Consider the following 20,400-nt stretch of genomic DNA (forward strand, 5'->3'; position numbering starts at 1 on the left):
CCCTTTAAAGTTTCAGTTCTTTCGGCCGTTTCGCGAGGAGATACCCACCCGCAAAAAGCCGCGTCAGCACATAAGCGGTGAAGACCGAGGTGACGACGCCCACAGCCAGCGTGATCGCAAAGCCGCGCACCGGCCCTGCGCCGAGCTGGAACATGATCAGCGCCGCAAGGAAGGTGGTGATGTTGGCGTCGATAATCGCAGAACGCGCTTTGTCATAGCCGACTTCCGCCGCCTTGATCGGCGGCTTGCCCGCCAGCATTTCTTCCCGGATGCGCTCGAAAATCAGCACATTGGCGTCCACCGCCATGCCGATGGTCAACACGATGCCGGCGATCCCCGGAAGGGTCAGCGTCGATCCCATCAAGGACAACAGGCCGGCGATCAGGATAATGTTGGCGATCAGCGCGAAGTCAGCGTAGACGCCAAACCGTCCATAGCTGATGATCATGTAGATAATGACGGCGACGAAACCGATAATCAGCGCCTTGGCGCCTGCCTCGACCGAGATCCTGACCGAGCTGGGCGCCGACAGAACGCTGTTCAATCGTCTCCAGTTCAGCCGGCAAAGCGCCCGAACGAATAAGCAGCGCCGTCTGCGATGCTTCAAGCGCCGTGAAGTTGCCGGTGATGCGCCCCGAACCGCCAGTGATCGGCGTCTGGATGGTCGGCGCAGAGATGATTTCATTGTCGAGCACAATCGCGAAAACCGCGCCGACATTGCTGCGCGTGTAATCGGCGAAACGACGGGCGCCGCGATTGTCGAAAGTGAAATTGATCTGGAACCCGCCGCCATCGGAACTCGGGCTGGCGGACGCTGTCTGCACCATGTCGCCGGTGATTTCCGCATCTTCATAAAGCACGAGACCGGGGCGCCCTGACCCTTCAAGCGACGCAAACGTCGCGTAGATACGGCCTGGCGGCAAGAGACCTGCGATGGCGTCTTGATAGCTGACCGTCGGATCGGTGCGGTGAAAACTCAGTTGGCCGCTGCGGTTGATCAGCCTCTTCAGCGCTTCAGGATCATTATCGCCCGGCACCTGGATAACGATGCGGTCGAGACCTTGCGGCGCAATCAATACTTCCTTGTTGCCGGCTGGATCGATACGGCGGCGCACCACCTCGATGGAATCGCGCACCGCCTCGTCCGCATAAAAGCGACGCGCTTCCGGCGTCATGGCGGTTTCAATGCGCGCGCCGTCAGCGGTCACTGTGTAACTGCGCATGCCGAGGCCAAGCGCGCCCCCGACGCCGCCGCGCGTCACATCGCGCACCCGCTCTTCAGCATCTTCCGCATCGGCCGGATCAGCAATCAACATCGAAATCACGCCCGACGTATCGTTATAGGAAAGGCTTTCAATCGAAATGCGGTCGCGATTCGCCGCGCGATTCGGACGCATTTCCCGGCGGATGTCGCTCATCGTGGCGCGCATCCGGTCATCAATCACCTTGCCCGTATCAACGCTCAACAGAAGATGCGAGCCGCCTTGCAAATCGAGGCCGAGATTGATCGTGCCTTTCGGAATGAAGCCCGGCAAAGAATCGCGTGTTTCTTGCGAAAGCAAGTTGGGCAAAGCGAAGAGTGCGCCGAGAAACACCAATAGCGCGACGCCGGCAGTCTGGAACTTCGTAAACTGGAGCATGTAATTGGTCCGGATGCGGCGCGCTGATCGCGTCTGTTCTTATTTCTTGTCTTGATCGTTGGCAGGCGGCTGCGTCTTGTTGCGCACATCGGTCAGTGTCGCTTTCACGACCTTCACCGTCACATTGTCAGCCAGTTCAACCATCACTTCGTCGCTTTCAAGCACCTTGGTGACCTTGCCGACAATGCCGCCGGCGGTGACCACAACGTCGCCGCGGCGCACATTGGAGACCATTTCCTGATGCTTTTTACGCGCCGTCATTTGCGGGCGAATGAGAAGAAAATAGAAGATCACGAAGATCATGACCGGAAACGCCAGGTTGAGCAGCGGGTTCGGCCCGGCGGCGTCGGCGGCCTGAGCGTATGCGGGCGAGAAGAACATCAGTGGTTAACTCCCTTGAGCGATGGCCGGAACATTAAGAAGATGAGCCGCTTAGCCCGCCCTGCCCCGCCAGCAAGTTCGCGGGATATATAGCAATCCCGAACCCGGTTGCAATGCGCCGCTTCGCGCAACGACGGCGCTTCGCGAATTAAGCTTCCTGCGGCCTCGTGAAATCGGTCTGGCGGGCGTTGTCATATGACCTGACATGATCAACGCGGCGCCGCGCGAATGATGCATGACGCCCCCTCATCCGCCATCCCGCGCGGTCGCGCCCCGGCCAGCACGCCGCACAGCCAGAGCCGCCACCATCCGCCTGGCCACCGAAGAATGTGAGTAAGCGCTCACTTGACAGGCGCAAATGCCATTGCTAGATATGTGAGTGAACGCTCACTGTATCCGCTTTTCATCGACTTTGCGTCGCGGGGAAGCGGGAGCGCTGGGAGAGGGACAGGCCAGATGCAGGCGGAACAGACCGAAGAACGCGGAGTCACCGGCGCAGCCGGCACCACAAAAGCGCGGATTGAGCGGGCGGCGCTAATGCTGTTTTGCCAGCGCGGCGTCGACGCCGTGACGACCCGCGAGATCGCAGCGGCGAGCGGCGTGTCGGAAGGCGCCTTGTACCGGCATTTTCCCGGCAAGGACGCCCTCAGCGAAACCATGTTCTTCGCCATCCATGCGCGTCTGGCTGACCAGATTGCGCAGGCTGCCGCCAGCGCCGACACAATCGAAGACAAAGCGCGCGCCATTGTCGCCGCCTATGTCAGCACCGCTGATGAAGACTGGACCTTGTTTTCCTATCACCTCCTCACCACCCACCGTTTTCTTCCCTATGCGGAGAAATCCGCCAATGCGACCGGCGCGAATCTGGTGAAGACCGTTGAGGATGTCGTAATTGCGGCGATGCACAAAGGCGAACTGCCGGAGGGCGATGCAGCCGCGAAAACCGCCGCCGCATTGGGGGTCGTGCTCCAGACCGCACTGCACAAAATTTACGGCCGCGTAACCGGCGATTTGCGTTCGCATGAGGCGCCGCTCGCGCGCGCCGTCATCGCCGTGCTTAAATCCTGAGGGAATGTCGTCATGCTTATCACGATACGATCTTTGCTGTTTCAGGCTGCCTATTGGGTGACGTCAACGCTCTATGTGCTTGGCGCCCTGCCCTTGCTGGCGATCCCCAGCCGCAAACCCCTGATGACATGGATCCAGCTATATACACGCACTATGTGCTTATGGATGCGCGTGCTGGCAGGCATTCGCATTCGCGTTGTCGGCAAGGAGAAAGTGCCTGACGGCCCCTGCATCATCGCGGCGAAACACCAGAGCTGGGGCGATGGATTCCTCATATTCTCGCAATTTCACGACCTCGCCTTCGTCACCGGCGATCATCTGGAAAATTTCCCGCTGGTCGGCGGATTGCTGCGCAAGATGGGCGCGATCGTCGTCGACAACTGCGGCGGCGCCTATGCGCGCGCGCGTCTCGTTGATAATGAACTGAAGAACGCTCAGGCCCAGAATCGCCGCATCCTGATTTACCCGGAAGGCAATCTGGCGCCGGTCGGCCAGCAATATCGCTATAAGAAAGGCGTCTATCACATGTATGAGGCTTATGGGTGCACTGCAGCGCCAGTCGCCACCAATCTGGGCCTCAGATGGCCGCAGCAAAGCTGGCGCCTGACGCCTGGCGAGGCTGTGATTGAATTTCTCGACCCCATTGAACCGGGCCTCGACAAGGAGACCTTCATGTCGCGGCTTGAGGCGATGGTCGAAGCGCGGTCTATTGAACTTCTGGGCGAGGAAAAACCGGAAGGCGTCGATATCGGCGCCACACTCCCTGACCCTGGGAAGCAGACCAGTTGACCGTCTCTCAATCCCTCACCACCGACAAGGCCCCGCTGTTTTTCCAACGGCGCTTCCTGCCCATGTGGACAGCGCTTTCCTTTGGAACATTTGCTGACAACACGCTGCGTCAGGCGCTGCTGATCGGCATTCCGGCGGGCGTGATTTCCGTGCCGATTTTTTCCAGCGCGGATGATGTGGTCCCGCTTATCGGCACGCTGCTGCCGGCGGCGATCCTGATTTTTTCATCCGTATCAGGACAATTGGCGGATAAATACGAAACCTCGATGATGTTTCGCCGCACAAAACTTTCCGAACTGGCGCTCATGCTGACCGCCGGCGCCGCCTTCGCATTTGGCTGGGGCATCGTCGCCATCGCCATGTTGTTCGCCATGGGCGCGCAGTCCGCGTTCTTTTCACCGGTGCGGGTTTCGGCGATGCCGAAATATCTCGCCGTCGATGAACTGGTGCGCGGCAACGGGCTCTGCAATGCCGGCCTGTTCGGCTTTATTTTGCTGGGCTATCTCTTTGGCGGATCACTGATTGTGCTGCCCGGCGGCGGCGTCATGGTCGGCGCGACATTAGTTACCGCATCCAGCATCGGCCTCGCCGCTGCGTGGCGCGCGCCTTACGCCGCTGCAAACTCGCCTTCCCTGAAGCTCAGTTTTAACGGCTTTGCGCAAACCGCCTTCATGTTCCGTCAGGTGTTCGCCTCGCGCGGGGTCGCGCCGCCGCTTTTTGGCGCCGCGGTTTTCTATTTCCTTTCAACCGCACTGACAGTCGTCATTCCGCTTTACGGCCGCGATGCGCTGCAGGCGACGCCATTGGTCTGGGCCGCGCTGAACGGCTTCTTCGCGATCGGCGCCGGGATCGGCGCCATTACCGCCGCGAGCCTTTCCAAGCGGCGCTCCGGACTAGGCGCCTCGGCTTGCGCGATAACGCTGGGCGGCATTTCCTGCGCCTCAATTTACCTGGTGACCCCGCTCGCCGCCGGCACGCCGGAAGCGCCGCTGACGCTTGGCGGCATTTTCGGCTCTGGCGGCGGGTTGCTATTGATCGGCGTCCTTATTCTCACCGCCGCCCTCACCGGCGTTTACATTGCGCCCCTGCAAGCAGCGATGCAGCGCCGGGCGCCGCGCGAGGTGCGGGCGCGGATCATGGCCGCCGCTGCTTTTTCTTACGCCGCCTTCGCCATTCCCGGATCGCTTTCGGTGCTGGCCGTCACCCGAACCGGCGCTGACCCGCGCCTGGCTTTTGTCGCCGCCGGGATCGCCATGCTGATTATTGGCGCGATCATGTTTTATCGAAAGCGGACAATGCCCGAGGGAATTTACGACGAAATGCTGTCGGACGCGTCGCCGCCAATGCAACAAGCGCAATAATTGCAGAAACGTAGCTGTCGCCCCCGCCCCCCGCGTGATATTCAGACTTTCTTAACCTTCCCGCCCGCCCGGCGTTTTTCTGGCGCGCAAGGGATTTCTCAGGCGAAAACGCCTGTTTTCCGGGGCCTTAGTCAGATCCGGTTAACGGGACGGCAAGGACGAAACGGTAATTTCCCCAGGCTATGGAACTCACCTTCGCCATCATCGCGATCTGCCTCGTCTTCGGATTCATCGCAGCACTCGCCTCTTTCCGGCCTAATCTCATCCCAGAGATCGGTTCAAGTCTCCGTCAAACGGAGACGGTGAAGAAATTTTCGCCGCGCAATACGCTGTTCATTATCGGTTCAAGCGCCAATCACCCTGCCTGCAAGATGCAGCGCCGGCTGTTGAAACCCGCCATCGCCGCATTGATCCGCGAAGAAGTGTCGGTGATGGAAGTTTATGGCGAAGCGACCCCGCGCCAGAATGGCGAGCCCATGGACTGGCTCGATCCGGCATTGCTGCGCCATGCGCTGAATGCGGAAGGCGGGTTCTACGTGATCTATGTGGATGATGACGGCAAGACGCTGTTCCGCAGCGAAGCGCCGATGGTGACGACGGACATTCTAAGCCGCGCGCGCCTCGACATCGCCGCGCCGTCGCGCCATAGCGGCTCGCGCAAAAACGCAATCCTCAAGAAACTTCGCGCAGCCTAGCGCATCGCCTAGCGTTCTGTCGGCCGGCCGATGGAGTGATAGCTGATGCCGGATTCCGCCATTTCATCAGGGCGGTAAATATTGCGCAGATCAACCATGACCGGCGACTTCATCAGCGACTTCACGCGCTCAAGGTCAAGCGCACGGAACTCGTCCCATTCAGTGATGATGACGACAGCGTCCGCGCCTTCAAGCGTCTGATAGGGCCCGTCGACATATTCGATGTCTTTCAACAGGCCTTGCGCCTCATGCATGCCGGCGGGGTCGAAGGCCCGCACAGTCGCGCCCGCGGCCTTCAACGCCGGCACAATATCGAGCGACGGCGCATCGCGCATATCGTCCGTATTCGGCTTGAATGTAAGGCCCAGCACGGCGACGGTTTTATCTTTCAGCGACCCGCCGCAAGCAGCGATGACGCGGTCAGCCATCTTTTTCTTGCGCGCGCTATTTGCCTCAACCACCGCCTCTACAATCTTGATCGGCGAGTCATGGACCTGCGCGGTGCGCACCAGCGCGAGCGTGTCTTTTGGAAAGCATGAACCGCCATAGCCGGGGCCCGCATGCAGAAACTTGCCGCCAATGCGTCCGTCAAGGCCGATGCCTTTTGCGACTTCCTGAACATTGGCGCCGACCTTTTCGCACAGATCGGCCATCTCGTTGATGAAGGTGATCTTGGTGGCGAGGAACGCATTCGCTGCATATTTGATCAGCTCAGACGTCGCCCGGTTGGTGAACACAATCGGCGTCTCGTTCAAATAGAGCGGACGATACAATTCGCGCATCACCTTTTTGGCGCGCTCATCTTCGACGCCGACAACGACCCGGTCGGGGCGTTTGAAATCTTCAATTGCAGCGCCTTCGCGCAAAAACTCAGGATTGGACACGACGGAGAAATCCGCGCCCGGGCGCGCCTTGCGAATGATCGCTTCCACTTCCGAACCGGTGCCGACCGGCACGGTTGATTTGGTCACGACGACGGTGAAGCCGTCCATCACTTCGGCGATCTCTTCGGCGGCTTTGTGGACATAGGAAAGATCAGCAAAGCCGTCGCCGCGCCGCGACGGCGTGCCGACCGCAATGAAGACCGCATCGGAATTCGGCGTTGAGGCGGCGAGATCGAGACTGAAGGAAAGGCGCCCGGCCTTCACATTCTCTGCAACCAGCGCTTCCAGACCCGGCTCGTAAATCGGGATTTCACCCTTTTCGAGCTTCTCAATCTTGGCGCGGTCCTTATCGACGCAAACCACGTCATGACCGAAATCTGCGAAACAGGCGCCGGAAACCAGTCCAACATAGCCGGTGCCGATCATCGTGACGCGCATGGCGAAATCCTACCGTAATTTCTCGTCTTGCATCCTGAAAGCGACGGCGCGCGGGTCACAAGGCGAAGCAAAAAATACTGCAAAGACGCTATGGTCTTCGTCCGGGGTCTTAAACGGCGTTTGTCGGAAAAACCACTGCTTTGACCGTCAAAAACAGGATTTTAATGTCGAACCACAAGGACCAGTTGTCGACATAGGCGAGGTCGAAGCGCACCCTGTCCGCCATCTGTTCATTCTCGGAAGTCTCGCCGCGAAAGCCGTTGACCTGCGCCCAGCCGGTGATTCCGGGCTTCACCTTATGGCGGCCGGAATAGTTTTCGATGGTGCGCGCATATTGGTGATTATGGGCGAGCGCATGGGGGCGCGGCCCCACCAGCGACATTTCCCCGCGAATGACGTTGAACAACTGTGGCAACTCATCAAGGCTGTAACGGCGCAGGAAACCGCCCAGCGGCGTGATGCGGGCGTCGCCGACCTTCGCCTGTGTCACCACATCGCCGTCTTCAGCAACGGTCATGGTGCGGAATTTGTAGACCTTGAACACGGCGTTGTTGAAGCCATGGCGGTTTTGCGCAAACAGGATCGGCCCCTTGCCTTGCATCTTGATGGCGATGGCGACAGCGAGCATGACGGGCGACAGCACGATCAACGCCAACGCGCCCAGCACATAATCCTCGATCGTTTTGATGACGCTGCCCCAGCCTTCCAGCGGACGGCGGTAAAGCGACAAGACGCGCACGCCGCCAACGCGGGTGATGGCGCCGCCAAGATGATCGAGCCAGTGAATATTCGGGCAGATCGCAATCGACACCGGCAGTATTGAAAGCCTGCGCACCAATTGCTGCATGTCGTCGCTCGACGCGCGCGGCGCGGCGATCACGATGTCGTCGATTTCGCCATTGCGCGCAGCGAAGGCGAGATCGTTGAGATCGCCATTGATGCCGTTGAGATTCACATCGCCCTGGTCCGCGAGCCCTGCGTCATAAATACCGGTGATGATGATGCCCGCAGGCGAAGCCTTGGCTTGCTCGGCGAACTTCACGCCAAGCGACGTGGCCCCGACCACGGCGACGCGGCGCGCGAACACGCCGCCATCGCGGCTCATTTTTCGAACAAATGCGTTGGCCGAAATCCGGACCGCGATCACCGACATCACGGTCGTCCCCGACCAGGCCAACAGCCAGATGCGCGAGAAGTTGTCAGAAATTTTCAGGGCGAAGCCGAACGCCAACAATCCCAGCAGGACCAGCGCCCAGCGCGAAAGAATGGCGCGAACGGAATGTTCGGCTCTCGCAATCTGGTCGAAATCGTAAAATCCGTCACGGCGCATCAACGCGGTCAGACCGGTTGCGCCCATGATCCCGGCGGCGGCGTAATATTGCAGATCGAATTCCGATTTGAGCGCGAAGGCATGGTAAAACCACGCAACGCCTACCGCCGTCAGGATGACCACGATAAAATCGACAAACTGCACGATGTCGCCAAACAGCGCGCGCGCCACCGGCCCCCGATGCCGGACGCCGTCAGTCGAAAAATGATCTACTCCGGTACTCAGTTGCTCCCCCATTTCGACTACCGCTCCCAGTCCTTTCCTGCCATTCTCATCCAGCCATATAACGCCCGGATATCCGCGCGGAAAAGACCGGCCCGATGCTTGAATGTCAATTGACTACGAATACGACTATTTTACGTCAAAAAGGTTACCTGTGCCATGTCGAAACAGTTTGCGGCGTTCCACGTAAGCTGGCGGGACGCCAAAGTGCGCCCCATCGGGCTTTTCGCCGATGAGCGAGATTATGGCCGGGCCGCCGCCGCGGCGCTGCAGACGCGCCTGAACCAACTGGCCGACGAAGGCTGGATCATCCAGGAAATCCTGCCTGCGCCCGGCCTGACGCCTCGCCAGACCGCAGCCTTTACGATTGTCGCCTTCCGCTAGCGCGGCAAAATCACCGGTTGCCTTTTCACACAGCCACCGCCAAGGAGTGACGATGAGCGATCATCATTTCACAGACGAAACACTGTCCGAAGCCCTGTGCGCCCTCGCCTTGAAAGCCGGCGCTGCGGCGATGGAAATTTACGCCCGCGATTTCACCGCGGAGACCAAAGCAGACGCGTCGCCGGTCACCGAAGCAGATCAGCTCGGCGAAGAAATCATCCTCGCCGGCCTCGCCGCCTTCGCGCCGCAGATCCCGGTGCTCGCGGAAGAAAGCGCGTCCGAAGGCAAGATCCCGCCCGCGCTCGGCGACCGGTTCTTTCTGGTCGACCCGCTGGACGGCACCAAAGAGTTTATCAAAAAGACCGGCGAGTTCACCGTCAACATCGCCCTCATCGAGCATGGCCGCCCAACCTTCGGCGTGGTCTATGCGCCGGCGGGCGACAGGCTGTATTTCGGCGGCCCAAAGGGCGCCTGGAAAGCCGCTGTGAAAGACGGCGTCATGGGCGCGCGTGAAACAATCCGGGTGCGGACGGCTCCTGAAGACGGAATGGTTGCGGTTGCAAGCCGGTCGCACCGGTCGCCGGAAACCGACGCCTATCTCGACACGCTCAATGTAAGCGACTTCACCGCCGCCGGTTCATCTTTGAAGTTCTGCCTTGTTGCAGAAGGCGCCGCAGATATTTATCCGCGTTTCGGCCGCACCATGGAGTGGGACACCGGCGCCGGCCAGGCGGTGCTGGAAGCCGCCGGCGGTCAGGTTGTCGTGCATCCGGAAGGCGAATTGCTTTCTTACGGCAAGCGGGCGCGCGGTTTTGACAATCCGCATTTCATCGCCTGGGGCGCGCGCTAACGAGCGACTGTTTCCGTTGAGGGAAACAGCCCCGCCGGCGCTATCGCGTCCTGACGCATCCAGATATCCCAAAGCGCCGTGCGTTCCACGATTTTGAATTGCGTGTAGAGCAGCACTTCCGCGCGGCCCTTCGCCTCTTCGGTCTTCGGGTCCATATCAAGGCGCGGAACGAAAACGACGCTGGCTTCATGCGCCGCCGCCGGGCCATCCGCATGGCACTCGCGCTTTTCAGCGAGGACGCAGGCCGTATCAGCGCCGGTCAGGAACGCCACATCAAGCCCGACCGCCGCGATCTTGCGGGCGCGCGAGGCGGCCTCCAGCAACATCGCCGACTGATCCACGGGCGTCAGCGCGAAAAACTCCCGCGCTTCCGGCGTGGAGAACCGCCCCTCTTCCACCCATTTCGCAATGGTCGGCCCGCCCGGCTGAACCAGCGCCAATTCGCTGCGAATATCCGCCGGCGCTGATTTCGCCACCTGATATTGCAGCGAGAATTGCCCGGCCGCATGGATTGCAATCGCCCCCGTCCAAAACAGGGTCAGCGCGGCGGCTGTAAGCGCTGTCGCAACACTGGCGCGGTCATGATCGCGAAACAGCCCGTCATAAAAGGGCGAGGAAACCGAAAAGCATGCAAGGCCCGCCGCGAAGGCGAATACCGGCAATGCATTCGCGCCTGTCAGCCTTGCCGCGATAAGACCCGCAACCATCAACCCGCAAGACGCCGCCCAGTTTTTCCAATGGGCGCCGCCGCCAAACACAGCGCTTGAGAGTATGACCATGAGCGCGCCATAGGCCGCCCCGCCAAGCCCGATGGCGCTTTGTCCGCCGGTCAGCAGCGCATGCAATTGTAACGCTTCAGGCGCCGCGGCGGCGCGCGCGAGGTTAATGCCCGGCGCAATCAATTCCATGATCGCTGCAATCAATCCGAATGCGCCAAGGGCGCAGGCGTAACGCCACAGACCGGAACGCCCGGTCAGAAACGGACAAGCCGACAGCAAGATAAAACCTATCAACGCGAATGCCGGATTGAGCAGCCACAAAGCCGCCAGCAAGGCGCCGGCGAACGCGCCCTCAATGCGGGCGCGAACAGGGCCTTCTTCAGCCGATCCAGACAGGAACGACAGACCGCAAATCAGGAACATCGCGACGCCAAGTTCGGCGGCGCTCGAAAACGGCGCCGCCACATAGGCCGCAAGACCGGCCGTCGCGAGCGTCGCAAACAACGCCGGAAAACGGGTGGTGGCGAGAAACGCAAAACTGTACAGAACAAGCACCGCGCCGATGGCTTTCGCCACCAGGTGAACGCGGCCCGGCGCGTCCACGAAAATGTCCGCCGCCATCAACAGCATCAGATGAAACGGCGCATCCTGCGTTGCGAGATCTGCTTCGCCCGCCACGACCGCGCGCGCTTCGGCGATCGGCCCGATCATGTCCACTGTCGGCGACAGGCTTAACAGCGCAGGTGAGAAAGCAGCGGCGGCCACAAAAAGGGACGCGGCGCCAATCGACCACAAAAACACCCAGCCCGGCTGGCGCCAGGAAAACAGGCTCATCGCCAGGGATCGGGCCCGCGGCGCGCCAGCGCGCCATGCGAAATCAGGCTCAATCCGGTCTTGTGCGGCCGTTGTATTCATTTGAGACACCTTTGCATTCATCCCACAGCAAGGCCCCTGCGCGGCCCTGCCTCGGCGGGTGCATTGCAAGCCGCCTGCCGATGGCTCGCCTTTAACGGGAATTTAGGGTCGGAATGTCCGATTCCGCCTTTGACTTCGCGGCGGCGCTGCTATGGTCAGCGGCCATGCGCACCCTCTTACATATGCCCCTCGATCCGGCCTCCCGGGCCATCCGTCTTCTCATGGCGGAAAAGGGCCTGCCGGTTCAGCTTGTGGAAAAGCGACCCTGGGCTGATGACGATGGCGCGCTCGGCGCGGCGAACCCCGCCGGCACGGTGCCGGTGCTGATTGATGAACCGCCAACCGGGGGCGAAATCTCTATCTCGCCGGTCAGCGCCATTATCGAATATCTCGAAGAAGCCTATACGAACGACCCGCTAATGCCGGCGACCTCAGCCGCGCGAGCGGAAACCCGGCGGCTCAGCGCCTGGTTTCTCGACAAGTTCGAAGCGGATGTTTCCGCCTTCACCTTGCGCGAACGCGTCGACAAAAGGCTGATGCGCCGCGGCCAGCCGGATTATGAATTGTTGAAAGCCGGCGCCGAGGCATTGTCCTGGCATCTCGACTACGCCGCCTGGCTGCTCGACAAGCGGCACTGGCTCGCGGGTGAGCGCATGACCGTCGCCGATATCGCTGCGGCGGCGCAGTTGTCGGCGCTCGACTACATAGACTTTGTGCCGTGGGAAAAATTCGCGCCGGTGAAAGACTGGTATGCGCGGCTGAAATCACGGCCCGCCATGCGCCCGATCCTGCGCGACCGCATAGACGGCCTTCCCCGCCTGCGCATTACGACAATCCGGATTTTTAATGTCAGCCGCTGCGGACGAAGTTGAGGGCCGCATTCGCGCATGGGCCGGCGAATGCGGATTTGATGCTGTCGGCTTTGCAGCAGCAGCGCTGCCCGATACGATCCGGGATAGACTGATGCGCTTCCTGTCGCTCGGCCGCCATGGCGATATGGGCTGGCTCGAAGCGCGGGCCGATCAACGCGCGCATCCGCAGTCGCTTTGGCCGGAAGCAAAATCCGTGATCATGCTCGGCATGAATTACGGGCCTGATCACAATCCGCTGCAAGCGCTTGAGCGCAAATCAAACGGCGTGATTTCCGTCTATGCGCAAAATCGCGACTATCATGACCTCGTGAAAAAACGCCTGAAGCGCCTGGCTCGACAACTTGTTGAAGAGACGGGCGCAGAGGTGAAAGTGTTTGTCGATACGGCGCCGGTGATGGAAAAGCCCCTATCGGCGCGCGCAGGTCTCGGCTGGCAGGGCAAGCACACCAATCTGGTTTCGCGCGATTTCGGGTCATGGCTGTTTCTCGGCGCGATTTTCACAACGCTCGACCTCGCCGCCGACAAAGCCGAGCGCGATCATTGCGGGTCATGCAGCAATTGCCTCGACATCTGCCCCACCAAGGCTTTCCCCGCGCCTTACCAGCTCGATGCGCAGCGCTGTATTTCCTATCTCACCATTGAACATCAAGGGCCGATTCCGCGCCCGCTTCGCAAGGCGATGGGCAATCGCATTTATGGCTGCGACGATTGCCTGGCGGTTTGCCCATGGAACAAATTCGCCGCCCATGCGCGCGAGAGCGCCTTTCACGCCAGAGAAGAATTGCGTGCGCCTTTGTTGCGCGACCTCGCAGCGCTCGATGACGCGGAATTTCGCGCGCTGTTTTCCGGCTCGCCGATAAAAAGAACCGGGCGCAACCGGTTCCTGCGCAATGTGCTGATCGCAATCGGCAATTCCGGTGATGCGCAGCTCGCCGAAAGCGCTGAAAAATTGCTGGAGGATGAAAGCCCGCTGGTGCGCGGCGCCGCTGTCTGGGCGCTCAGGCAGTTAAGGCCCGACGCCACAGACATGTTTCGCCGCCAACATCTTGCGACAGAAACGGACGAAGACGTCAGAACGGAATGGGAAGCGGCGGACTAAACTTCCACCGTGACGGTGACATGGCCTTTGGCGAAGTTGCCATTGTCATCTTCGACCCAGTACCAGAATTCATCGGACCCGACATAATTCGGATCAGGCGCATAGGTCAGTGTTCCATTGTCGTTCAGGAAGACTGAGCCATGGGTCGGCTGATCAATGCCGTCGACCTGAATTTGATCGCCATCGGGATCGTAATCATTCGCCAGCACGTCGATGACGACACGTTCTTCAACGCCGGTCGTCGCAAAGTCAGCACGCGCAATCGGCACATTGCTGTCGAGATCGAGAATGCCGTGATAGACCGGCGCGACCTCAAGCCCGTCAAGGTTCTGCTCCCAATAAACAAAATGCGAGATCTTGTCGATTTCACCGGTTACGCGGTCACTGTAATATTGTTCGACCTGCGTAACGATTCGGCCGTCCGGCAAGGTCCAGTAACCTTCCTTCTGAATCGCGGCGCGAACCGAGAGGAAGTTGATTTTTTCGGGATCCCATTCCGGCGAGATGTCGACTTCGCCAATGCCATCGGTCTTCGTGGCGCTGAGTACGAAATAATCGCCGCCCTTGGCTGGCACATCCCAAATGCCGTCATAATCGGGGTCGAACAACAGTGGCCCGGAACGTAAATCGCTGCTCGACAGGATCGTATCTTCAGGACCCAGATTCGGGATGTGGTTTACAGTGTCCTCAAAATTGACATCAATGAACACATAATCCCAGGATCCGTCAAAAGACTCGTTCAAACCTGTTGTGCTCTTGGAGTAATTAATACCGTCTCTGAACCCGGCGATGTTGGCGCCGTTCACAACAGTATCAATGACGGACGGACCGAACTCAATGCCGCGCCAGCCCGCCACGCCGCCGCCTTTTTGCGTGGCGCCGATAACGTCTATATTTTCGAGCGTATAATGGGCCGTGTACTGAATGTGAACGCCGGTCTCAACTTCCCAACCCAGGAAATCAGCGAGCACAGTGCGATCGTCATGATGTTGCTGCGAGTTCGCCTTGACGACCTGCACGCCGACGCGCACCGCAATCGCTTCGTTATTCTCAAATTGCGAAATAGACGGCAGGTTCACCCGCACATAGTCAAAATAGTGCAGCGTTTCAGGGTGGTCCGCGGTTGACGTCTTCACATCGATCATGCCGTTGCCGCGCGACATATAGACAAAGCCATGCCCGCCGGGCGAGCCGGCCGCCACATTGTCGACAGCGTCGACCAGGCGTCCCTGGAACCAGAAATTCGCGCCCGTGCGGCCAAGATCGAAGGCAAGCACATCTTCATGCCATTTGGGACCACCCGCCGTGCCGGTGGTTTTAATGGAGATGTTATGCGACCAGCGCCCGATTTCGTTGCCGGTCTCCGCGACAAAGCCGGCGCCCCATGTGTCATAGGCGGCGTTGTCGGTCATGAGCGCATTGGAATCATGCTGCACGAAGCCCCAGCCCGGCGAACCCCATACCGTGTTGCCAACAAGCACAGCCGGATTTTCGGGATCGTCGACGCCGACGCGATGCAGGTGCAACGCGTAACGGGCCTTGATGTTTGAGTCGCTCTCAACCGTGTCGAGATCGGCCACATCGACAGCGCGCACCGATTTGTCCGTGCGCCCAAGGTCGGAAAATTCGGCATAGCGCACATCGATATCGTCCGAGTGCATCAGCATCACATGACCGCGCTGAGAAGGCGGAAGGCCGTCAGCATTTTCCGTTTCGACCACAACATTGCGCGTATAGTTCGCCACATAGGCTTTAAGGTCTGCGCGCGCGCCTTCATGATCATATTCCAGCGGACGGTCGAAATGAATGACATTGCCGGAGATGCTGGTGATGATCAGCTCTTCATCCTCAGTGTCGCTATTGCGAGGCTCCCCGGATTTTGGATATTCGGTCGCCGTCAGATGGGTGCCGGTCAGGACCAGGCGGTCGCCGACTTGCCAGCCCGCAGGCACGCTCTCAAGCGTCATGGACGTATCGCCGGCCATAGGGTCGGCGGCGACTTTCAAGAAGGTGTCCTTGAACGCCCCATGCACATTGATTTCGCCATGGCTGATCAATCCCCGCGACAATAATTGCGGGTCCCAGCCAACATCGATCGGGCCGTTATCGGCGATCTGGATCACCGACCGCACATTCGCCGCCACAGGATTGTCGATTGTGCCAATAGTCAAACGCCCTGCAGGCGTGACGACCATCGTATCGACTTCCATGAAGGTGTCTTTGTCCGTCGCGAATTCCAGCGCGCCGTCAACACGAACAGTAAAGAGCGAGACCGCGCTTTCACCATCATAGAGAACTTCGATGCCCTCGGGGATGTAGACCTTTGCGTCGTCGCCGGGAATGACGCCGTTCTGCCAGGTGTTGGGATCAAACCACGAGCCGTTATTCACAGCCACATGGGTCGCGTCTTCAACCGGAACCAGTTCAAGCATCGCCATGTGCTCTGACATTTTGTCGGGATCGTCCGGATGCGCCATACCGCCGGAATGTCCGCCGCCGCTATGACCGCCCTCTACGGGCTCGCCAACATGAATGCCAACGCTTGCCTGGCTGAGATTGCCGTTGCTGTCGCGAACTTCGTAGAAGAAATTCGCCATGCCCTCATAGCCGAAATCCGGCGTGAAATGGATGAGCCCGTCGACCAGCACGACTTCGCCATGTGTCGCGCCAAACACGCGGACGATCTCCAGCGTCACGCCCTCTGGCGCCTGGTCGTTTGCAAGCAGGTCGGATGGCGCGATGAACAGCTCGCCGTCAATATCTGCATGAAAATTCAGAATCATCGACGGCCTGAACGGTCGTCGGGCCGACCCCGCCCACGGGCTCCTGATCCGTCACCAAAGCGCCGCCTTCATCGCCAAGCGTGAGACAGCCTTCCATTGCGAGCAATGGCGCGATTAGCGCGGCCTGGCTAAGGCGCTGTTTTACACCGGGACCACAAGGCTTGCGTCCACGTTTTTTCGCAGATGGCAGCAAACCCTTATTCGCCGCATCCACAAAATCGGTGAAGTCGCCAACAATACCGATATCACGGGCATGTGCTTCAAAACTCATAAATGTCCCACAAACAAAGACCGACGCAACCAGAACGTGAACGTAACGGAGTGCGCGCAAAAGGTTCATTGACGGTTTTGTTAGAATTGATTTCATATCGCCGAATTTACAGGCTTGGCGGACATATTACACATAGTTAATCGCTAACGCACACTTTACGATTTCGCGCATGACAAAGCCACGAATCACGGCGATTCCATCAACAATATTTACTGGAAGATTAACCCTGCGCGCGTGTTAATGCGCGTATGCACGGAAAAAGTGCGTTCTTATCGCGCTAGTTGTTTTCGCCGCCGGGATCGCCGCGCGTCGGGGTCCAGGATTTCGCGCTCTTTCGTCCGCGCGCGCCGAATACGGAAAATTTCGATGCAAGCAGCGCAAAAAGCCCCCTAAGCGATTCGGGCGGCAAGGCCTCACGGCCATAGCGGAACCATCCTGCGGTCACCGCCGCCGCCGCGATGCAAAGCGCCCAAAGCGACAAGATAAATGCGCTCCAAATGCCTGTTACCAATCCTGCCAGCATACTGATCAGGGCGAGCGCGACGAGACCGCCGGCGAAGACGGTCAAAGGCGGAATCATCAAATCAATCGCCGCGCCGATCTGCGACGCGCGCTTGTCACGGGCGCCGTCGATCAAGGCCGACAAAGCGGCGCGCGCCGAATAACGCAAGGAGCCGATGGACCATCGCGCGGCCTGCCGCGTCAGCGCGTCTTCATCGGTTGGAAACTCGCTTGTCACCAGCGCGTCGCTGATCAGCATCGGCGCGGCGTCCTTGCGAATCAGCGTCATGCTCAACGCGAGATCTTCAACAATTTCGCCGGAGGCGAGATCGAGATCGGAAAGCATCGTCCAGGGCGCGGCGAAACCGGCGCCGGTGAATCGCGTGACGTCGCACAGACTCTGCAATCCGCGCATGCGCGCATTGTTCATAAACGCCCATGCAAATTCCGACGCCTGAAGGCGCGGCCCCGAATCGGCCGGCGCTTTCATTAAATACAACGCCTGCGCCGGGCGCTGTTCTTCATGTGCGGCGGCGGCGACGCGTTGCAACGCATCCGGCGCAAACAGACAGTCCGCATCCGTAAACACCACAAGCGCCGGCGGGGTTGCACGCAAATGATCCAGCGCGAATTGCAAGGCGTATCCCTTGCCGCGCCGCTGCGGGTCGTGACGCTCGATTACTTCGGCGCCGGCCGCGCGTGCAATGTCTGCGGTGTTGTCTGTGCAATTATCGGCGACGACCAAAATGCGGTCCGCCGCGCGTAAAGAACCGCGCACATTCGCCAGCACCAGCGCGAGCGACGCCGCCTCGTTATGCGCGGGGATGATGACAACAAAAGATGGCGCAGGCGCATAAACCCGCCCGGACTCGCGCGAGGTCAGCGCCGCCGCAATTTCAAGCGCGAGAAAGACCGCCAGAACGAGCCCGATAAAAGCCGCCGGCGCCAACACAAGAAGGACGATCAGGCTCATCGCGCGGGACGGTTGCCGCCGAACCAGAAGCTGAGAACGCCAAGCGATTCCGGAATGCGCCCGAGCACGGCGCCAAATGCTTCGCCCCAGGAAGACAGTCTGAACGGGCCGCGCAGCAGCAGGCTGGAAAGGATTTTAAGCCCATAAACACCCGCGCACAGGACGAGCACGCCAATCGCCACCAGCGGCGCCTGCATCATCGGCGCGAGCTTCGACGCGACCAGCGCGCCAAATCCCGCCGCAAAAAGCGAAAACAACGGAAAGGCAAAACCCCAGATCATGGCGCTTACAGTTTCGCCGACGCCATGATGTTCCGGCGGGCCGCCATGAAGCGACATCGCATAAGCATTATCGAAACCGCGAAGAACCGCGCGGCGCCACCAGCCGCCTTTGCGCTTTTCGCCGCCAATCGACATGTCCGCTTCCAAGCGCCAGACATGGGCGCCGCGGCGACGCTGCCGGATGCACAGATCATCGATTTCACAGGACAACAAATCGCCGCGAAAGCCGCCTGCCGCTTCAAACGCATCCGCGCGCACAAAGGCGCCACCACCGGAAACGCAGACAACCTCTCCCGCCGTATCGCGCCGGCGTTGCTCGGCGAGTGTCGCAAAGGACGCCAACTCGCCTTTGGCGTCGCGCATCCGGCCATCAATGACAGCGACTTCCGGCCGCCGCTCCATGAAATTCTCCGCCGACGCCAGCCAGTCCGGATCAAGCGCGGCGCCGGCATCGAGAAACTGCACATAAGTGAGGCCGGGCGCATTTTTCTTTAATTGTCTGTACCCGGCGTTTTTATTCCGGCCGCCGGTTTGCACACCCTTGCCAGGCTCGACAATGACGGCGCCCGCCTTGCGCGCATCCGCAATCGCATCCTGCATCGGGCCCATGGGAACGAACACAACGGGAATCCCCTCGCCGACTGAACGGATGGCCGCTTCCGGCGAAACCCGCGGATCACTGCCGATCACTACGACGCCGGTGACGATTTCAGGCTCAGGCTCGGGTTCCGGCTCGGATTCCGGCGCTGGGGCCGATTCGGGCGCGGCGTCGGGAGCATCCTGATACGCCTCAGCAGAAGGATCGGGCTGCTCCGCATAGGATTTCGCGTCATATGCCGTCTCATAGGCGGGCGCCGGCGCTAGGTCAGCGCTTGCGGGCATTAGCTTGGCGCGGATATCCGCCCTCACATCGGCGCGCATATCCAAAGGCGCCGCAGCGCCCGGATAGACATCATCCGCCTGCGCATCGTCATCATCTTCATAATGCGCCGCCGCCCCATTCGCCAGGCGGGCCTGCTCGCCGACAAAGGCATCCGGGCCGTCATCTTCATCATCGCTCGCCGCGATTGGCGGCATGCTCGGCTCATTGGCCGCAATGCCGAAAACCCCGAACGCTTTTTTATCGCGCACGACGCTGCGAATGGTCTCCACGCCGACGACAAGGTCTTCGGCTGAAAACGCGTAAACCAGCGCCGTATCGGCGATCACGTTGATGACGCGCGGCACGCCGCGCGATTGCTCTGCAATCAAGTCGATGGCGCGCTCGGTGAACACGCGGCGGCGGCAGCCCGCAATGGACAGCCGCGTTTCGATATAGGCATGCACCTCATCGCGGCTTAACGGCGTCAGGTGAAAATCGGAGCCGACGCGCTGCGTGAGCTGCAGCAATTCCGGCCGGTTAAGCAGGTCCTTCAATTGCGGCTGGCCGATCAGGATCAATTGCAGGAGCTGGTCCTTGCCGGCGTTAATGTTGGAAAGAAGCCGCAGCTCCTCCAGCATATCCATCGACAGGTTCTGCGCTTCATCGATGATCAACACGATGCGACGGCCGCTCGCATATTCTCCGATGAAGTAGCTTTGCAACTGGGAGAACAGCGCCACATGGCTGGTGTCGGTGAAAGGCTGGCCAAAGCCCATCAGCACCCAGCTCAAAAGATCGCCGCGCCCTTCTTGAATATTGGAAAGAAGGGCGACGGTGTGCGTATCGGAAAGCTGGTCAAGCAGCCGATGTACGAGCGTTGTTTTCCCGCAACCGACCTCTCCGGTGATGACCGAAATACCGGCGTGGTTGAGAACGCCATATTCCAGCATCGCATAGGCCAGCCGGTGGGTCCGTCCCCAATACAGGAAGGACGGGTCCGGCTGGATCGAAAAAGGTTTTTCCGCTAGGCCGAAAAACTGCTCGTACATTTATTCAACGCTTCCAATCGGCGCTGACGGCGC

Annotated in this window: 18 protein-coding genes; 8 read left to right on the plus strand and 10 right to left on the minus strand. The window is 60.0% G+C overall.

Features of this window, described 5'->3' with window-relative positions; all coding sequences use genetic code 11:
- Positions 1 to 4: 4 nt before the first annotated feature.
- The 3 genes from AC0L8G_RS18570 to yajC are packed head-to-tail and all read right to left on the minus strand — an operon-like array spanning position 5 to position 2,021.
- Positions 5 to 508, minus strand: coding sequence for a SecD/SecF family protein translocase subunit (locus tag AC0L8G_RS18570; protein ID WP_473388910.1), 504 nt, complete (start codon positions 506 to 508; stop codon positions 5 to 7).
- Complete coding sequence (locus AC0L8G_RS18575; RefSeq protein WP_473385647.1) at positions 411 to 1,640, minus strand: SecDF P1 head subdomain-containing protein; 1,230 nt, start codon at positions 1,638 to 1,640, stop codon at positions 411 to 413. The genes AC0L8G_RS18570 and AC0L8G_RS18575 overlap by 98 nt, the downstream gene beginning before the upstream one ends.
- A 39-nt stretch (positions 1,641 to 1,679) precedes the next feature.
- Positions 1,680 to 2,021 carry a preprotein translocase subunit YajC gene (gene yajC, locus AC0L8G_RS18580; RefSeq protein ID WP_473385648.1) on the minus strand — a complete coding sequence of 114 codons (342 nt, stop codon included), beginning with the start codon at positions 2,019 to 2,021 and terminating at the stop codon, positions 1,680 to 1,682.
- 456 nt (positions 2,022 to 2,477) lie between these two features.
- On the opposite strand from yajC, the gene AC0L8G_RS18585 reads away from it, so the two are divergent.
- The 4 genes from AC0L8G_RS18585 to AC0L8G_RS18600 all read left to right on the plus strand — a co-directional run bounded on the left by AC0L8G_RS18585 (position 2,478) and on the right by AC0L8G_RS18600 (position 5,934).
- Complete coding sequence (locus AC0L8G_RS18585; RefSeq protein WP_473385649.1) at positions 2,478 to 3,089, plus strand: TetR/AcrR family transcriptional regulator; 612 nt, start codon at positions 2,478 to 2,480, stop codon at positions 3,087 to 3,089.
- 12 nt (positions 3,090 to 3,101) lie between these two features.
- Complete coding sequence (locus AC0L8G_RS18590; protein WP_473385650.1) at positions 3,102 to 3,878, plus strand: lysophospholipid acyltransferase family protein; 777 nt, start codon at positions 3,102 to 3,104, stop codon at positions 3,876 to 3,878.
- Positions 3,875 to 5,239: an MFS transporter gene (locus tag AC0L8G_RS18595; RefSeq protein ID WP_473385651.1), complete on the plus strand. Its 1,365-nt coding sequence runs from the start codon at positions 3,875 to 3,877 to the stop codon at positions 5,237 to 5,239. The genes AC0L8G_RS18590 and AC0L8G_RS18595 overlap by 4 nt, the downstream gene beginning before the upstream one ends.
- Positions 5,240 to 5,421: 182 nt before the next feature.
- Complete coding sequence (locus tag AC0L8G_RS18600) at positions 5,422 to 5,934, plus strand: hypothetical protein (RefSeq protein ID WP_473385652.1); 513 nt, start codon at positions 5,422 to 5,424, stop codon at positions 5,932 to 5,934.
- Between the two features lie 8 nt (positions 5,935 to 5,942).
- Here the strand turns inward: AC0L8G_RS18600 and AC0L8G_RS18605 are convergent, their stop codons facing one another.
- Positions 5,943 to 7,256 (minus strand): UDP-glucose dehydrogenase family protein, encoded by a 1,314-nt coding sequence (locus AC0L8G_RS18605; protein WP_473385653.1) that lies wholly within the window; start codon positions 7,254 to 7,256, stop codon positions 5,943 to 5,945.
- A 109-nt stretch (positions 7,257 to 7,365) separates the two neighbouring features.
- Positions 7,366 to 8,823: an undecaprenyl-phosphate glucose phosphotransferase gene (locus AC0L8G_RS18610; protein WP_473385654.1), complete on the minus strand. Its 1,458-nt coding sequence runs from the start codon at positions 8,821 to 8,823 to the stop codon at positions 7,366 to 7,368.
- A 144-nt stretch (positions 8,824 to 8,967) separates the two neighbouring features.
- Between AC0L8G_RS18610 and AC0L8G_RS18615 the strand changes: the two genes are divergently transcribed.
- Positions 8,968 to 9,192: a hypothetical protein gene (locus AC0L8G_RS18615; protein WP_473385655.1), complete on the plus strand. Its 225-nt coding sequence runs from the start codon at positions 8,968 to 8,970 to the stop codon at positions 9,190 to 9,192.
- 52 nt (positions 9,193 to 9,244) lie between these two features.
- Complete coding sequence (gene cysQ / locus AC0L8G_RS18620; RefSeq protein WP_473385656.1) at positions 9,245 to 10,042, plus strand: 3'(2'),5'-bisphosphate nucleotidase CysQ; 798 nt, start codon at positions 9,245 to 9,247, stop codon at positions 10,040 to 10,042.
- Here the strand turns inward: cysQ and AC0L8G_RS18625 are convergent.
- On the minus strand, positions 10,039 to 11,676 hold the full coding sequence (locus AC0L8G_RS18625) for a hypothetical protein (RefSeq protein WP_473385657.1): 1,638 nt from the start codon (positions 11,674 to 11,676) through the stop codon (positions 10,039 to 10,041). The two genes, cysQ and AC0L8G_RS18625, sit on opposite strands and share 4 nt — an antisense overlap.
- A gap of 113 nt (positions 11,677 to 11,789) precedes the next feature.
- On the opposite strand from AC0L8G_RS18625, the gene AC0L8G_RS18630 reads away from it, so the two are divergent.
- On the plus strand, positions 11,790 to 12,548 hold the full coding sequence (locus tag AC0L8G_RS18630; protein ID WP_473385658.1) for a glutathione S-transferase family protein: 759 nt from the start codon (positions 11,790 to 11,792) through the stop codon (positions 12,546 to 12,548).
- Complete coding sequence (queG, locus tag AC0L8G_RS18635; protein ID WP_473385659.1) at positions 12,523 to 13,647, plus strand: tRNA epoxyqueuosine(34) reductase QueG; 1,125 nt, start codon at positions 12,523 to 12,525, stop codon at positions 13,645 to 13,647. The genes AC0L8G_RS18630 and queG overlap by 26 nt, the downstream gene beginning before the upstream one ends.
- Here the strand turns inward: queG and AC0L8G_RS18640 are convergent.
- From AC0L8G_RS18640 to AC0L8G_RS18655, 4 genes are all read right to left on the minus strand, one after another.
- Entirely contained in the window at positions 13,644 to 16,430 is a 2,787-nt protein-coding gene (locus tag AC0L8G_RS18640) for an Ig-like domain-containing protein (RefSeq protein ID WP_473385660.1), read from the minus strand. The genes queG and AC0L8G_RS18640 overlap by 4 nt on opposite strands.
- A complete protein-coding gene (locus AC0L8G_RS18645) occupies positions 16,402 to 16,701 on the minus strand; it encodes a hypothetical protein (RefSeq protein ID WP_473385661.1) in 300 nt (99 codons plus the stop codon). The genes AC0L8G_RS18640 and AC0L8G_RS18645 overlap by 29 nt, the downstream gene beginning before the upstream one ends.
- A 277-nt stretch (positions 16,702 to 16,978) precedes the next feature.
- Positions 16,979 to 18,175, minus strand: a complete 1,197-nt coding sequence (locus tag AC0L8G_RS18650) for a glycosyltransferase family 2 protein (RefSeq protein ID WP_473385662.1) — start codon at positions 18,173 to 18,175, stop codon at positions 16,979 to 16,981.
- Positions 18,172 to 20,367 (minus strand): AAA family ATPase, encoded by a 2,196-nt coding sequence (locus AC0L8G_RS18655; protein WP_473385663.1) that lies wholly within the window; start codon positions 20,365 to 20,367, stop codon positions 18,172 to 18,174. The genes AC0L8G_RS18650 and AC0L8G_RS18655 overlap by 4 nt, the downstream gene beginning before the upstream one ends.
- Positions 20,368 to 20,400 lie beyond the last annotated feature (33 nt).

It is taken from the genome of Hyphococcus sp. D3-15 (assembly GCF_055809375.1).